Genomic DNA, 14,663 nt, shown 5'->3' with positions numbered 1-14,663 from the left:
AGGGAGTGAAAGCCGCCGGGGGCCCGCCTGCCTCCCTGTTCTCCCGCGAAGGCGGGAGCCCAGTCTGGGTCCCCGCCTTCGCGGGGACACATCAGGTGGCCGGCCCGGTCAAACCCGGTCCAGCCGCCGCCCCAGCCGCACGAAGAAGGTGATCGCAAACGGCACCAGCACCACCGACAACACCACCTTGGTCAGCATCTGCCCCGCCATCAGCTCGACGATCGGCCGCGCACCGAGGAACGAGATGGTGATGAACAACACCGTGTCGATCACCTGCGACACGATGCTCGCGATCATCCCGCGCAGCCACACCAGCCTGCCCTCGCCGCCGACCGGCCCCGCCAGCCGCGCGAAGATCAGCACGTTGAGCGTCTGCGAGATCCCGTAGGAGATCAGCCCCGCCATCATCATCCGTGCGCCCTGCCCGACGACGACCGGAAACGCGTCGACCGCGGGCGGGTACATCCCCGGATCATGCGGCAGCGCGAGCACCAGCTGGATCAGCGCCGCCGACACCAGCAGGGGGATGAACCCCAGCCGCACGAGGAACGTCGCGGTCTTCTGCCCGTGCAGCTCCGAAATCGCGCTGCTGATCACCACCAGCAGCAGGAACGCGAAGATCCCCGCCTCGACCGCGAGCGGCCCGAGCGCGACCTGTTTCACCCCCAGCACGCCGGCGATGCACACCATGCCGCCATAGAGGACAGAGAAAATGAAGAGCGAACGCGGGAACGCGGGAAGGTCTGTGGTCATCGCGCCGGACGCTAGCGAAATGCCGCGCGCCGTCAAATGCCTAGCCCTTCTGAAAGCGTGCAGGCGTCAAATGACTGGCGAGCACGGCGTACCCGTGTCATGTCGGCCGCTTGCGCAGCCGGGGGGCCGCGTGTGTCACCGTACCAAAACGCAGGGCGTCCATGGAAAGACTGATCATCGGCCTTGCAGGCATCGCCGTCATCCTCGGCATCGCGGTGCTGCTGTCGAGCGACCGCCGCGCGATCCGGCTGCGGATCGTCGGCGCCGCCTTCGCGCTCCAGGCGGGCATCGCGATCCTCGTGCTCTATTCGAGCTTCGGCAAGGTCGTGCTCGGCAGCATGTCGGGCGGCGTCGCCAACCTGCTCGGCTATTCGCAAAAGGGCACCGAATTCCTGTTCGGCAAGATGGCGACCCCCGAGATCGGCGGCCAGAGCTTCGCGATCGCCGCGCTCCCCGTCATCATCTTCTTCGCCAGCCTCGTCTCGATCCTCTATTATCTCGGCATCATGCAGTTCGTGGTGCGCTGGGTCGGCGGCGGCATCGAGAAGGTGATCGGCGTGTCGAAGGTCGAATCGCTCTGCGCGGCGGCCAACATCTTCGTCGGCCAGAGCGAATCGCCGCTCGTCATCCGCCCCTATCTCGCCGGCCTCACCCCGGCGCAGCTCTTCACCGTGATGACCAGCGGGATGGCGGGCGTCGCGGGGACGATCCTCGCGGCCTATGCCTCGATGGGGATCCGCATCGACTATCTGCTCGCCGCCAGCTTCATGGCCGCGCCCGGCGGGATCCTGATGGCGAAGATCATCATGCCCGACCGCGTCACGCCGCCCGAGGGCGAGCTCGCGCTCGGCGACCTGCCCGGCGAATCGTCCGCGGGCGAGCCCATGCCGCAGGCGACGCATGACGAGGAAAAGCCCGCCAATCTGATCATGGCCGCCGCCCAGGGCGCGCAGACCGGCGTCCGCCTCGCGGTCGCGGTCGGCGCGATGGTGCTCGCCTTCGTCGCGCTGGTCGCGCTCGCCAACGGCCTGCTCGGCGGGCTCGGCAACATGATCGGGCTGCCGGGGCTCAGCTTCCAGGGTCTGCTCGGCTATGTCTTCGCGCCGATCATGTTCCTGCTGAACGTGCCGTGGAGCGAGGCGGGGATCGCCGGCGGGCTGTTCGGGCAGAAGATCGTGCTGAACGAATTCGTCGCCTATATCTCGCTCGGCACCCAACCCGGGCTCAGCCCGCGGACGATCGCGGTGATCACCTTCTCCTTGTGCGGCTTCGCCAATTTCTCGTCGATCGCGATCCAGATGGCGGTGACCGGCAGCCTCGCCCCCAACCAGCGCCCCATGATCGCCAAACTCGGCCTCCGCGCCCTCGCCGCCGGCAGCCTGGCCAACCTCATGTCCGCCGCCCTAGCCGGCCTCCTGATCAGCTGAACAAACCCCTCTCCCCCCGGGGGAGAGGGAGGGGCCCACGCGAAGCGTGGGAGGGTGAGGGCACGAGAGGCTCGAGGCCGTCATCCCAACCACCCCTCACCCTCCCGTCGCCTAAAGGCTCCTCCTTCCCTCTCCCCCAAGGGGAGAGGGACCCCAAAACCCCTCTCCCCTCGGGGGAGAGGGAGGGGCCCACGCAAAGCGTGGGAGGGTGAGGGCACGTGAGGCTAGAAACCCTCACCCCCTCACGGCAGCATCACCGTATCGATCACATGGATCAGCCCGTTCGACTGGCGCACATCGGCGATCGTGATCCGTCCCTTGTGCCCCTTGCCGTCCATGATGCCCCAGCCGCTGCCCGACTTCATGAACATCAGCGGCTCACCCTGCACGGTGGTGTAACTCGCAGTCCCGCCATCCGCCTTCGCCTTGGCCGCGATGTCGCCGGCCATGATCGTCCCCGGCACGACATGATAAGTCAGCACGCCCGCCAGCTGCGCCTTGTTCTCGGGCTTGAGCAGCGTGTCGACGGTCCCCGCGGGCAGCTTGCCGAACGCGGCATTGGTCGGCGCGAAGACCGTGAACGGCCCCGGGCCCGACAGCGTCTCGACCAGGTCGGCGGCCTTGACCGCGGCGACCAGCGTCGTGTGATCCTTCGAATTGACCGCATTCTCGACGATCGTCTTGGTCGGGTACATCGCGGCGCCGCCGACCATCGGGTTGGTCTGCGCGGCGACCAGCGCGGTGCCGCTGACGGCGACAGCGGCGGCAATGATCGTGGTACGAAACAGGGGGGTCATGACAGTCTCTCCTGATCGGCGCCGATGATCCGGCTGCCGCGGCGAAGATACGGCCACCCCGGCCGCAACGATGCACACGCTTTTTTACATTCCGGTGCGCAATGTTTCCCAGGCGGCAATCTCTTCGTCATGCCGCCGCGCGATCACCAGGTCGCGCGCACCGGTTTCGCCCGCATCCAGATCGACCGTCACCGAGCCGGTCCATTCGACCGTCGCATTGCCCGACAGCGTCACCATGCCGTCCGCCCCCGCCTCGGCGCGGACCAGCCCGCCGCGGTTGAACACCGTCGTCGGCGTGTCGTACGCGATCCGCCCCGTCAGGCACGCGGCAAAGGTCGACGCCGCCATCGCGCTGCCGCAACTGTCGGTCAGCCCGACCCCGCGCTCATGCGTGCGGACGAACAGGTCGGTCCCGCGCACCTCGACAAAGCTCACATTGGCGCGGTTGGGCAGCCAGTCGGGCGCCGCCTCGCAGGCCTCGCCGACGCGGACCAGCTCGGCATCGTCGACCGCCTCGACGAACGCCACCAGATGCGGGTTGGGCATCGCCACCGCGGTGAACGCGCGCGTCAAGGGCAGTCCGGCCAGCGGCGCCTCGACGATCTGGTCCGCATCGACATGCATCGGCCACGCCGCCACGTCGAGCGACGCCGGCCCCGCGGTCTCGCGCACCGTGAACACGCCCGGCGCGATTGCCGCATCGCGCACGACCAGCGCATCGCTCGTCTTCAGCCGAGCGGTCGCGCGCGTCAGCCCGGTCGCGGCGAACCCCGCACGCGCGACACAGCGCAGCCCGTTGAGGCACGTCTCCGATTCGCTGCCATCGGAATTGAACATCCGCATCCCGAACGCCCGCCCCTGCTCGTCACCCGCAGTCAACAGCAGCAGCCCGTCGCCCCCGACCGGCCCCGCGCGATCCGCCAGCGCGCGCGCGACGCGCGCCCAGTCCGCATCGCCCAGCGACAGCGCACGCGCGTCGATCAGCGGGAAATCGTTGCCGGAGCCGTGACATTTGATCAGTTCGAAGCGCATGCCGCGCCCTTAACCCCGTCGCCGCGCAAAGGCGAGCCGCCGCCCCCCTCGCGCCCTCTGACGTCCCCGCCCTCATAATGTGTCGCCAGCCGGTCGAGTGCGAGCGTCAGCACCAGCCGCCCCGCGCGCGCCGGCCAGGACAGCGCGCGCTCCGCCGCGGGCAGCCCCTCGCCCGCGCACACCACCCGCCACACGATATCCGCGAGCCCCGGCCCCGCCGCCGCGATCGCCGCATCGAACCGCCGCTTCGCCGCGATCTGCGCGACGGTCGGGTCGAGCGCATCCTGCCCGCCGCCATCGACCTGCGGCGTCCAGCGCATCGTCACGCTCGGCGCGATCGACGCGGTCTCGTACGCCGCGCGCAACCGCTCGCCCGCCGCAAACTGGCGCGCATCGATCAGCCCGCGCGACCGCAGCCAGGTCAGCGGCGACTCCGCCCGGTTGACCGTCACGCTCCGCCCGCCCCGGGTTACACCTTCCCTCTGCACCTCCCGCTCACCGACCCTGTCAGCTTCCCGCTCACCTTCCCTGTCAGCATCCCGCCGCATGCCCCGCCCGTCGATCGCGACCTCGATCAGATCCTGCATGCGCCGCCCTTTCCATTTGCCGAGTCCCGTCTGTCTTGCCATATTCGACCAGAAATTGCAAGAGAAACTAACCTATCTGGTTTGCACAAGCGACGGAGCCTGTCGATGATCACTGCTATCCGTGCCGTCCGCCGCGCCAAGGGACTAACGCTCGACGACGTCGCAAGGCGTTGTGATCCCCCGACAACTGCGCAGACGATCGGCCGGCTCGAGACGGGGACGCGGACCGTGTCGGTCGGCTGGCTCAACCGGATCGCCGCCGCGCTCGACGTCGCCGCGGTCGATCTCGTAACGATGCCCGAACGCGCCGATCTGCCCGTCGTCGCGATCCTGGATTCGACCGGAATTCAAGCCCCTACCCGCCCCAACCTCGCCACCCCGCCGCATGTCGAGCCGGGTCAGGTCGCGGTCACGGTGGCCGCCGGCGTCGGCGACTACCGCACCGGCGACGTGCTCTGGTGCACCACGCTCGGCCCCGACGAATTCGAGAGCGCGCTCTACCGCGACGTGCTCGTCCCCCGCCCCGCCGGCCGCTTCGCCTTTGGCCGTCTGGTCGCGCTAACCGACGGCAGTCCCACGCTTATTCCGGTCGGCGACGATGCCGCGCCCCAGCAGATCGAGCGCCCCGTCTGGATCGCCCGCGCCGTCCGCCTGATCCGCACGCTCTGAGTCGCAGCCCAACGTTGACGGCCCGAGGGCGGCGGGCCATCGCTGCCGCATGATCCGCGGTTTCTTCCTCTCGCTCGGCCAGCTCGGCGATCCGCCGGTGCTGCGCGTCTTCGCCAAGTCGATGGCGGTGACATTGCTCGTCTTCGCCGCGCTCGGCCTGCTCATGTGGCTGGGCGCAAAGGCGATTTTCGCCGCCTGGCTCGGCAGCGACCAGGCCGGGATCGCCGCCGCGGTCGCGCTGTTCCTGACCATCCTCGCGGTCTGGATCCTGTTTCGCGCGGTCGCCATCGCGGTCGTCGGGATCTTCGCCGACGATGTCGTCGCCGCGGTCGAGGCGCGACATTATCCCGCCAGTCTGGCTACCGCGCGACCCGTGCCGTTCGCGCGCAGCCTGGCGATGGGATTGCGCTCGGCGTTCCGCGTGCTGCTCGTCAACCTGTTGATGGTGCCCGTCTATATCGGCCTGCTCGTCACCGGTGTGGGGACCGCGGCGGCGTTTTTCGTGGTCAATGGCTGGCTGCTCGGGCGCGATCTAGGCGACATGGTCGCCGCGCGCCACATGGACGCCGCGGCGATGCGGGGCTGGCGTGCGACGACGCGGGCGTCGCGGTTCGTGCTGGGTCTTGCGAACACCGCGCTGTTCGTGGTTCCGATCCTCAACATCGCCGCCCCCGTGCTGGGCGCGGCGATGGCAACGCATTTTTATCACGGGACGCGCGCAGCGGTGCGCGCCCGGGGGACCAGCTGATGACGAGATCACGTGTCAACGCGTTGAAAGGCTTCGCAATCTCGCGGTCCGCCCCGGGCCTCGCGATCGCCCTCGGCCTCGCACTCGCGGGCTGCGCCGCGCCGGTCGCGACCGCCCCGGTCGGCCGTCCCGCCATCCCCTATACCAGCGTCGGGCTCGAACGCGTGATCGGCCAGACCGCCGCCGGCCTGACCCGGCTGTTCGGCGATCCCGACGCCGATGTCCGCGAGGGCGTGGCGCGCAAGCTCCAGTTCCAGAGCGGAATTTGCGTGCTCGACGCCTATCTCTACCCCGCCGGATCGGGCGAGCCCAAGGTCACCTATATCGACGCGCGCGAGCTCGACGGCAGCACGATCGACCGCGCGAGCTGCGTCGCCGCGCTCACCCGCCGCGACGGCGGCCGCTAAGCCGCTCAGGGCCCGGGCGGCGGCACCGTTTCGGTCGCGCCCGCCGCGCCGACCGGGATCCGCGTCGCGGGCAGCGCCGCCTGGCATTCGGGCGGCGGCGCCGGCGGCCGGCGGTGGAGATGATCGATCTCCGCCTGTCGCCGGTGCAGGTAGAAGGCCCGCGACGATGCATAGGGATCCCCCACATCGTCATGCAAACACTTGAGAGTTTCGTCGAAATCGGCGCGGTGGTCGAGCGCGCCGAGCACGCCGGCCGGCACCGTGTAGCTCGCATCGGTGAACGGCGACCCGATCGCAGTGGGCAACAGCAACCGGTCGAGCGTCCCGCCGATCAGGTCGCGCACCGTCGTCGGCCCGACCAGCGGCAGGAACAGGAACGGCCCGTTGCCGATTCCGTGATACCCCAATGTGTTGGCAAAGCCGTTCGACCGGCGCGGCAGCCGGAACGGCCGCTTCTTGGCGACGTCGATGACCCCCGCCGCGCCGACCGTCGAATTGATCACGAACCGCCCGACCGTCTCGGCCGCCTTGCCCGGCTTGAACTGCAGCAGGAAGTTTACGAACACGATCGGCTCGCGCAAGTTATAGAGAAAGTTGTGAATACCCTTGCGGATCGGGCTCGGCACCTTGCGCTTGTAGACCCGCGCCACCGGGCCGACGACCGCGCTGTCGACCGCCTGGGTCGCGCCGAACGCCTGGGCATTGACCCCGCGCAACGGATCGCCGGGATCGCGCGTCTGCCCGACGACGACGATGTCCTTCTGCGCGTTCGGCTCGGCGGGCACGGGCGCTGGAACCGGGGCGGTCTGGGGCACCGCAACCGGCGCGGGAACCGGGGCGGTCTGCGGCGCTGCAACCGGCGCTACGGGCACCACGGGCGGCGATACCGGCACGACGGGCGATTCGGGCACGCGCTGCTCGTCCGCGACCACCGTCGACGGCGCAACCGGGACCGGCGCGACGGGCAGCGGGTCGACGGCCTGCACCGCCAGCGCGGCGACCATCGTAGCAGTGGAAAATGCCAACATATGCAATCATCGCCCCTTGGACCGCCACCGCTGTCCGCATTGCCCCCGCAAGGCAAGTCTCGAATGCGCGCCCCTACACCGGCGTTCGTGAATAATTTCCCCTGTCGCGCGTCACTTGGCCCGCGTCAGCTTAAGTTCGCCCGATCCCATTCCACGCGGACGCCGTCGTCATTTTCGCTGCCGCGACGCTGCGCTTTCTCGGCCGCGAATCGCGCCGCGTCGAGTCGCGACAAGGCCCACACCGCCGTCCCGCGCACCACCGGCGCCGGATCGCCCAGCAACGCCGCGACACCCTCCGACAAGGCCGGATCGCCGCTATTCCCCGCCGCGATCAACGCGTTGCGTACCATCTTGTCGCGCCCGATCCGCTTGATCGGCGATCCCGCAAAGACCTGACGGAATCCCGCATCGTCGAGCGCGATCAGGTCGGCGATCTCGGGCGCGACCAACTCGGCGCGCGGCGCAAAGGCGAGATTGGCGTTCGCGGCGGCGGCGAACTTGTTCCACGGGCACACCGCCAGGCAATCGTCGCAGCCATAGATGCGGTTGCCGATACCCGCCCGGAATTCCTCAGGAATCACCCCCGCATGCTCGATCGTCAGATACGAGATGCAACGCCGCGCATCGAGCCTGTAGGGCGCCGGAAACGCATCGGTCGGGCACGCACGCTGGCACGCGTCACAGCTCCCGCACAGATCCCGACCCGCGGCATCGCCCTTCAGTTCGAGCGTCGTGTAGATCGCGCCGAGGAACAGCCAGCTGCCCTCTTCCCGGCTGACCAGATTGGTGTGCTTGCCCTGCCACCCCAGCCCCGCTGCCTCCGCGAGCGGCTTCTCCATCACCGGGGCGGTATCGACGAACACCTTGAGATCGAACGGATATTCGACGCCGACCGCGTCGCTCGCCAGCCACCGGCCGAGCGCCTTCAGCTGCCGCTTGATGACGTCGTGATAATCCGCGCCCTGCGCATAGACCGAGATCCGGCCGACCTCGCCTTGCTCCGCCAGCCGCAGCGGATCGTCCTTCGGCGCATAGCTCATGCCCAGCGCGATCACGCTGCGGACCTCGGGCCACAGCCCGGCCGGGCTCGCCCGCTGATCGCGCCGCTCCTCCATCCAGATCATGTCGCCATGCCGCCCTTCGGCGAGCCACTGGTGCAGCCGTTCGCCCGCCAGTGGCGCCGCATCCGCGCGCGCGATCCCGCACGCCGCAAAGCCCAGTTCGGCCGCCTTGGCCTTCACGCGCGATTCGAGGTCGGATGGCTTGTCGTCGGGCACGTCCGCCCGCTACCACAGCCGCTCGGCTTGAAGGAAGTTTACGCGTGGGCGAGGAATGGGCGGTCAAGGCCAGCGGGCTGGTCAAGCGCTTCGGCGACCGGCGGGTGGTCGACGGCGTCGACATCGCCGTGCCGACCGGCGCGATCTACGGCGTGCTCGGCCCGAACGGCGCGGGCAAGACCACGACGCTGCGCATGCTGCTCGGGATCATCGAACCCGATGAAGGCCATCGCACGCTGCTGGGCTTCGACAGCCCGCGCGACGCCTCGGATCATGTCGGCTATCTGCCGGAGGAACGCGGACTTTATCCTGCGATGAAGGCACGCGAGGCGATCGCGTTCATGGGCGCGCTGCGCGGTCTCGACTGGAAGACCGGACGTGCGCGCGCGGTCACGCTGATGGAGGGGGCGGGGCTCGGCCATGCGGTCGACGAGAAGATCCGCAAATTGTCGAAGGGCATGGCGCAGCTCGTCCAGCTGCTCGGCTCGGTCGTGCATCAGCCCGATCTGCTCGTGCTCGACGAACCCTTTTCCGGGCTCGATCCGGTCAACCAGGAACGTCTTGAAAAGCTTATCCTTGTCGAGCGCGATCGCGGCGCGACGATCCTGTTCTCGACGCATATCATGAGCCATGCCGAACGGCTGTGCGACCGGCTGGCGATCATCGCCGGCGGCAAGCGCCGGTTCGAAGGCACCGTCGACGACGCGCGCGGCGTCCTGCCCCAGCGCGTGCACTACACCCCGCACCGTCCCGACCCCGCGATCCGCGGCGTCCTGCCCCCCGACGCGCTGCCCGATCGCGACGGCTGGCGGTTCGAACTGCCGGGCGGCGGGATCGAGACGCTGCTGGTCCGGCTGATCGACGCGGGATACGGCATTTCCGGGCTCTCCATCGAACGCCCCGGGCTGCACGAGGCGTTCGTGCGAATCGTCGGCCAGCAGGAGGCGCAGCCATGACCCGCTTCCGCCGCACGCTGCGCCAGACCTTCACCATCGCCCGCCGCGATTTCACCGCGACCGTCTTCACCCCGATCTTCCTGCTCTTCCTGTTCGCGCCACTGATCATGGGCGCATTCGGGGCGGTCGGCGGGCTCGGCGCGGCCAGCGTCACCGACGGCGCGCAGGACAAGGCGCAGATCATCGCGATCCTCCCCGCCGCCGAGTCGCGTACGATGGCCGAGGCCGACACGCAGCTGCGCGGCATCTTCCGGCCAGGCGAGGGACCGCCCGACCTGACCACCCAGCCGGCCGCCGCCGATCCGGCGGCACAGGCGCGCAACGCCTTCAACCGCAACGATATCGACGCCGCCGCAGTGCTTTACGGCCCGCTCGCGGCGCCACAGATCCTCTATGGTCCACGCGGCGACCGCGCGGCTGGCTATCTCGCGACGCTCGCGCAGACCACGCTCGCGGCGCAACAGGCGGGCGGCACGCTGCCCCCGATCGACGTGACCAAGACCCGGATCACGCGGTCGCGCGGATCGGTCGGCGGCCAGCATCAGTCGGCGTTCTTCGCGGTGTTCGGGATCTTCTTCCTGACGCTGTTCCTCTCCGGCCAGGTCGTCGGCACGATGGCCGAGGAGCGCAACAACAAGGTGATCGAGGTGCTCGCCGCCGCGGTCCCGCTCGAATCGGTGTTCTTCGGCAAGCTGATCGGCATGTTCGGCGTCGCGGTGCTGTTCGTCGCCTTCTGGGGAACCGTCGTCGGACAGGTCACGACATTGCTTCCCGCAGGCGCGGCGGCGGCGATAGGCGATCTCCGTCCCGCAGTCGGCGGACCCATGTTCGCGCTGCTGTTCGCGGGCTATTTCACCATGGCCTATCTGCTTCTGGGATCAGTGTTTCTCGGCGTCGGCGCGCAGGCCTCGACGATGCGCGAGATCCAGATGCTGTCGCTGCCGATCACGATCCTTCAGGTCGCGATGTTCGGCCTCTCGTCCGCCGCGGTCTCGCGCCCCGGCAGTTGGATCGCGACGCTCGCCGAGCTCTTCCCGCTCTCCTCGCCTTTCGCGATGGCCGGGCACGCGGCCAATTCCCCCGAGCTCTGGCCGCACGTCGCCGCCTTGGCCTGGCAGGCCTTGTGGGTGACGATCTTCATCGTCGTTGGCGCACGACTGTTCCGCCGCGGCGTGCTCCAGTCGGGCAGCGCCCGGCCCTTCTGGCGCAGCGCGAAGCCCCACTGACGCAGGTTGTTGACATCGCTGTCAGTACTTGGTCTCCTGCCAGAAAACAGGAGAGTGATGGGTGGCGACGCTTGCAGGGGACATCACGACGGCTCCGCTTGGCGGCCCCGTAACCACCGGGGCGGCAACCGGAAAACACCCGATCGACCCGCTCGATGTCAGTCGCGCGGACCTCTACCGCGACGACGTCTGGCACGTCCCCTTCCGCCACCTGCGCGCCCATGCCCCGGTCCACCATGTCGCGAGCTCGGATTACGGCCCCTATTGGTCGGTCTCGAACTACCGGGGGATCGTCGAGGTCGAGTCGCTGCCCGACCTCTATTCCTCCGAAGCCGGCGGCATCACGCTCGCCGATTTCGATCGCGATCGCGACGTCCGCATGCCGATGTTCATCGCGCGCGATCGCCCGATCCACACCAGCCAGCGCCGCACCGTCGCCCCCGCCTTCACGCCGAGCGAGATGACCCGCATGGCGCCCGACATCCGCCGGCGCACCGCGGAGATCCTCGACGGGCTCGACTGGAACACGCCGTTCGACTGGGTGGACCGCGTCGCGATCGAACTGACGACGCAGATGCTGGCCATCCTGTTCGACTTCCCCTGGGAGGATCGGCGCAAGCTGACCTTGTGGTCGGACTGGGCGGGCGACATCGAACTCGTCAAGAACGAGGAGACGCGCAAGCAGCGGCTCGCGCATATGTTTGATTGCGGGGCCTATTTCCAGACGCTCTGGAACGCCAAGATCGACCGGCCGCCGACCCCCGACCTGATCTCGATGATGATCCATTCGGATGCGATGGCGCATATGGAGCATCACGAATTCATCGGAAACCTGATACTCCTGATCGTCGGGGGCAACGACACGACGCGCAACTCGATGTCGGCGCTGGCCTATGGCCTCGACGCATTTCCCGACGCCCGCGCCATGCTCGAAGCGGATCCGGCGCTCATTCCCAACGCCGTGAGTGAGATTCTCCGCTGGCAGACGCCGCTCGCGCACATGCGGCGCACCGCAACGCAGGATACCATATTGCAGGGCCAGTCGATCAAGGCCGGCGACAAGCTGGCCCTGTGGTATCTCTCGGCGAACCGCGACGAGAGCGTGTTCGGCGACGATGCCGACGCGATCCGCGTCGACCGTCCCAATGCGCGGCGCCATCTCGCCTTCGGCCACGGCATCCACCGCTGCGTCGGGGCGAGGCTCGCCGAGATGCAGCTCGCGATCCTGCTCGAGGAGATGGCGAAGCGCCGCATGCGGATCAACGTGGTCGGCGCCCCCACCCGGGTCGCCGCCTGTTTCGTCCACGGCTATCGTTCGCTCCCGGTCGAGATCAGCCGCTACTGACTTTCATCGCCCGCCTCCGCGCGCATCCTGTTCGCGGCAAGGTTCGTACTTATATCATGACCATGACACACACATCGCCCGATCGCCGCACGTTCCTCACGCTCGCCGGCGCCGGCGCGGCGGGCTTTGCCCTCTGGGGCTGCTCGTCGCAGTCCGCCCAGGCCGCCGAACGCTTCGAGGTCACACTGAGCGACGCGCAGTGGCGCAAGAAGCTGTCGCCGGATGCCTATAACGTGCTGCGCAAGGAAGGAACCGAGCGACCCTATTCGAGCCCGCTCAACGGCGAACATCGCGCCGGGATCTTTTCCTGTGCCGGCTGCGCGCTGCCCGCCTTTTCGTCAAAGACCAAGTTCGAGAGCGGGACGGGATGGCCGAGCTTCTGGCAGCCCTTGCCCAATGCCGTGCGGACCCGGGTCGATTCGACGCTCGGGATGGCGCGGACCGAGGTGCATTGCCGACGCTGCGGCGGGCATCTCGGCCATGTGTTCGACGACGGCCCCAAGCCGACGGGAAAGCGCTATTGCATGAACGGCGATGCGCTGACGTTCCGGGCGATGGCGGCCCGGTAATCGCTTAACTGGTTCAGCCCGCGTCGTTTACGAGCGTGAAGACGCCGCGCGGGTCGGTCGGGCCATGCTGCACCGTGGCGAGCTGAGCGGCGTTGGCGCGCTGCGTCGCGCTGGGCGCGCTGACCATCTGGAGCGACGGCTGGGCGGGGGCGTCGAGCATCTCGCCGCGCGGTGCATGGCCTGAATAGATGAAGCCCTTGGTCGGATAGGCCGAGGTGCCGAGATCGCCCTGCGGCCCGTACCAGACCTTGACCATGCTCCAGTCACCCGCGTCGGACACGTCGATCGCGCGGACATTGGTTTCAATCGCACCGCGACGCGACCAGTTGGCATGGGTCAGGAGCACTTCGCGGTCGCTGACGACCTTCGAAACCATCGCGACATGGCCGACGCGCATCCGCGAGGTCGGCGAAAAGGCGAGGACGGCACCGGCCTTTGGTGCATGGCCACGCTCGTAACGGCCCTCGGCCTGGCTCCACCAGGTGTTGGCATTGCCGCGGATCTCGATGCCCGACACCGAGCGGGCAAAGGTCACGCACTGCCAGAACTGGGCCGCTGCCGGTGTGGCCGTCATCAGGCCGCACGATACCACCAGCGCAAAACGCGCTGCTAACGCCTTGAAATTCATCGAGACCCCCCGGTCAAAACCCGTTCGTCACAGTCTGGCTACGGGAGTGCGGATTTAATTGAAAGGCGTCGCGGAACCATATCCGACGAAGCGTGTTGCCGCGCCGACGAGCCCCTTTATTCGCCAGTCACGCTGCCCCTTATGCGGCGTTCTGCCCCTGATACAGCTAACGCGCGAATGCATACAGGCATCCCTGCGCCGCGCGCTCCAAAAGAGCACACGAAGGCCGGCTTTGCGATGACAGTACGGCACACCACCTACTCAAGTTGCCATAATTCGAAAAACGGGTTTGCGGCACGCATCGCGCGGGGATACCAGTCGCAAAAATCTTTGGAGGATGCCGCATGGATACGACCACCCTGTTCCGTCTCGACGGCCGCGTCGCGCTGATCACCGGCGGCAGCCGCGGCATCGGCAAGATGATTGCGGCGGGCTTCATCGCGCAGGGCGCAAAGGTCTATATCTCGTCGCGCAAGGCGGATGTCTGCGAAGCCGCGGCGGCCGAACTTGGCCCCAACTGCATCGCGCTGCCCCAGGACGTCTCGACCGTCGCCGGTTGCAAGGCGCTCGCGGCGCAGTTCGCCGAGCATGAGAGCCGGCTCGACATCCTCGTCAACAATGCGGGTGCGGCCTGGGGCGTCCCGTTCGAGGAGTTTTCGGAGGTCGGCTGGGACAAGGTCATGGACCTCAACGTCAAATCGCCCTTCTTCCTGACCCAGGCGCTTCACGCAGCGCTCACGGCCTCGGGCTCGCGCGACCGGCCGGCCAAGGTCATCAACATCACCTCGATCGACGGCCAGCGGCTCAACCCCTGGGAAACCTACAGCTATCACGCGTCGAAATCAGCGCTGATCTATCTGACCAAGCGCATGGCCGCGCGGCTCGTGACCGATTCGATCAACGTTACCTCGATCGCCCCCGGTGCGTTTGCCAGCGACATGAACAAGGCCGCCCGCGATCACGGCGACGCGGTTGCGCAAGGGATTCCGGCCAAGCGGGTTGGTGTCGACGAGGACATGGCCGGTGCCGCGATCTACCTCGCGAGCCGCGCCGGCGATTACGTGATCGGCGAAACCATCACCGTCGACGGCGGCCTCGTCCACGCCTCGCTAGGCACCAGCATCGACGCTTGATCACAAACCCCTCTCCCCTCGGGGGAGAGGGAGGGGCCCGCCGCGCAGCGGTGGGAGGGTAAGGGACAGTTGGGACTCACC

The 14,663-nt window shown here is 68.2% G+C and carries 16 protein-coding genes; 9 read left to right on the top strand and 7 right to left on the bottom strand.

Features of this window, described 5'->3' with window-relative positions; all coding sequences use genetic code 11:
- Window positions 1-108 precede the first annotated feature (108 nt).
- Window positions 109-753, bottom strand: coding sequence for a queuosine precursor transporter (locus SOM18_RS14030; protein WP_031440508.1), 645 nt, complete (start codon window positions 751-753; stop codon window positions 109-111).
- Window positions 754-914: 161 nt separating this feature from the next.
- On the opposite strand from SOM18_RS14030, the gene SOM18_RS14025 reads away from it, so the two are divergent.
- A complete protein-coding gene (locus SOM18_RS14025) occupies window positions 915-2,180 on the top strand; it encodes a NupC/NupG family nucleoside CNT transporter (RefSeq protein ID WP_031440507.1) in 1,266 nt (421 codons plus the stop codon).
- Window positions 2,181-2,422: 242 nt separating this feature from the next.
- Here the strand turns inward: SOM18_RS14025 and SOM18_RS14020 are convergent, their stop codons facing one another.
- The 3 genes from SOM18_RS14020 to SOM18_RS14010 form a co-directional block, all read right to left on the bottom strand.
- The gene (locus SOM18_RS14020; RefSeq protein WP_031440506.1) at window positions 2,423-2,977 is read right to left on the bottom strand and encodes a fasciclin domain-containing protein; all 555 of its coding nucleotides are present in this window, start codon (window positions 2,975-2,977) and stop codon (window positions 2,423-2,425) included.
- A gap of 84 nt (window positions 2,978-3,061) precedes the next feature.
- Window positions 3,062-4,009 (bottom strand): diaminopimelate epimerase, encoded by a 948-nt coding sequence (dapF, locus tag SOM18_RS14015; RefSeq protein ID WP_031440505.1) that lies wholly within the window; start codon window positions 4,007-4,009, stop codon window positions 3,062-3,064.
- Window positions 3,994-4,596 carry a DUF6456 domain-containing protein gene (locus SOM18_RS14010; protein WP_414712119.1) on the bottom strand — a complete coding sequence of 201 codons (603 nt, stop codon included), beginning with the start codon at window positions 4,594-4,596 and terminating at the stop codon, window positions 3,994-3,996. The genes dapF and SOM18_RS14010 overlap by 16 nt, the downstream gene beginning before the upstream one ends.
- A gap of 105 nt (window positions 4,597-4,701) precedes the next feature.
- Here SOM18_RS14010 and SOM18_RS14005 point away from each other — a divergent pair, with 105 nt between their 5' ends.
- Genes SOM18_RS14005 through SOM18_RS13995 form a run of 3 tightly spaced genes read left to right on the top strand, consistent with a single transcriptional unit; the run spans window position 4,702 to window position 6,420 of the window.
- Window positions 4,702-5,265 (top strand): helix-turn-helix domain-containing protein, encoded by a 564-nt coding sequence (locus SOM18_RS14005; RefSeq protein ID WP_031440838.1) that lies wholly within the window; start codon window positions 4,702-4,704, stop codon window positions 5,263-5,265.
- Between the two features lie 49 nt (window positions 5,266-5,314).
- Complete coding sequence (locus SOM18_RS14000) at window positions 5,315-6,013, top strand: EI24 domain-containing protein (protein WP_056406908.1); 699 nt, start codon at window positions 5,315-5,317, stop codon at window positions 6,011-6,013.
- Window positions 6,013-6,420 (top strand): hypothetical protein, encoded by a 408-nt coding sequence (locus tag SOM18_RS13995; RefSeq protein ID WP_192140612.1) that lies wholly within the window; start codon window positions 6,013-6,015, stop codon window positions 6,418-6,420. Before SOM18_RS14000 ends, SOM18_RS13995 begins: the two co-directional genes overlap by 1 nt.
- A 5-nt stretch (window positions 6,421-6,425) precedes the next feature.
- On the opposite strand, the gene SOM18_RS13990 is transcribed toward SOM18_RS13995, so the two are convergent.
- A complete protein-coding gene (locus SOM18_RS13990; RefSeq protein WP_320481838.1) occupies window positions 6,426-7,448 on the bottom strand; it encodes a VacJ family lipoprotein in 1,023 nt (340 codons plus the stop codon).
- Window positions 7,449-7,573: 125 nt separating this feature from the next.
- The gene (queG, locus tag SOM18_RS13985; RefSeq protein ID WP_031439780.1) at window positions 7,574-8,725 is read right to left on the bottom strand and encodes a tRNA epoxyqueuosine(34) reductase QueG; all 1,152 of its coding nucleotides are present in this window, start codon (window positions 8,723-8,725) and stop codon (window positions 7,574-7,576) included.
- Window positions 8,726-8,769: 44 nt separating this feature from the next.
- On the opposite strand from queG, the gene SOM18_RS13980 reads away from it, so the two are divergent.
- From SOM18_RS13980 to msrB, 4 genes are all read left to right on the top strand, one after another.
- Window positions 8,770-9,681, top strand: a complete 912-nt coding sequence (locus SOM18_RS13980; RefSeq protein ID WP_031439781.1) for an ABC transporter ATP-binding protein — start codon at window positions 8,770-8,772, stop codon at window positions 9,679-9,681.
- On the top strand, window positions 9,678-10,907 hold the full coding sequence (locus SOM18_RS13975) for an ABC transporter permease (RefSeq protein WP_031439782.1): 1,230 nt from the start codon (window positions 9,678-9,680) through the stop codon (window positions 10,905-10,907). The genes SOM18_RS13980 and SOM18_RS13975 overlap by 4 nt, the downstream gene beginning before the upstream one ends.
- 142 nt (window positions 10,908-11,049) lie before the next feature.
- Window positions 11,050-12,252 (top strand): cytochrome P450, encoded by a 1,203-nt coding sequence (locus SOM18_RS13970; RefSeq protein WP_031439783.1) that lies wholly within the window; start codon window positions 11,050-11,052, stop codon window positions 12,250-12,252.
- 62 nt (window positions 12,253-12,314) lie between these two features.
- Window positions 12,315-12,821 (top strand): peptide-methionine (R)-S-oxide reductase MsrB, encoded by a 507-nt coding sequence (gene msrB / locus SOM18_RS13965; RefSeq protein ID WP_031439784.1) that lies wholly within the window; start codon window positions 12,315-12,317, stop codon window positions 12,819-12,821.
- A gap of 13 nt (window positions 12,822-12,834) precedes the next feature.
- Here msrB and SOM18_RS13960 read toward each other — a convergent pair whose 3' ends face one another.
- Window positions 12,835-13,449 (bottom strand): CHAP domain-containing protein, encoded by a 615-nt coding sequence (locus SOM18_RS13960; RefSeq protein ID WP_081874169.1) that lies wholly within the window; start codon window positions 13,447-13,449, stop codon window positions 12,835-12,837.
- A 344-nt stretch (window positions 13,450-13,793) separates the two neighbouring features.
- On the opposite strand from SOM18_RS13960, the gene SOM18_RS13955 reads away from it, so the two are divergent.
- Window positions 13,794-14,582, top strand: a complete 789-nt coding sequence (locus SOM18_RS13955; protein ID WP_031439786.1) for an SDR family oxidoreductase — start codon at window positions 13,794-13,796, stop codon at window positions 14,580-14,582.
- Window positions 14,583-14,663: the final 81 nt, after the last annotated feature.

The organism is Sphingomonas sp. CFBP9019, assembly GCF_034045155.1.
Lineage (GTDB): Bacteria > Pseudomonadota > Alphaproteobacteria > Sphingomonadales > Sphingomonadaceae > Sphingomonas > Sphingomonas aerolata.
Note: the sequence above shows the minus strand (reverse complement) of the source record. Positions and strands in the feature narration are given on the sequence as shown.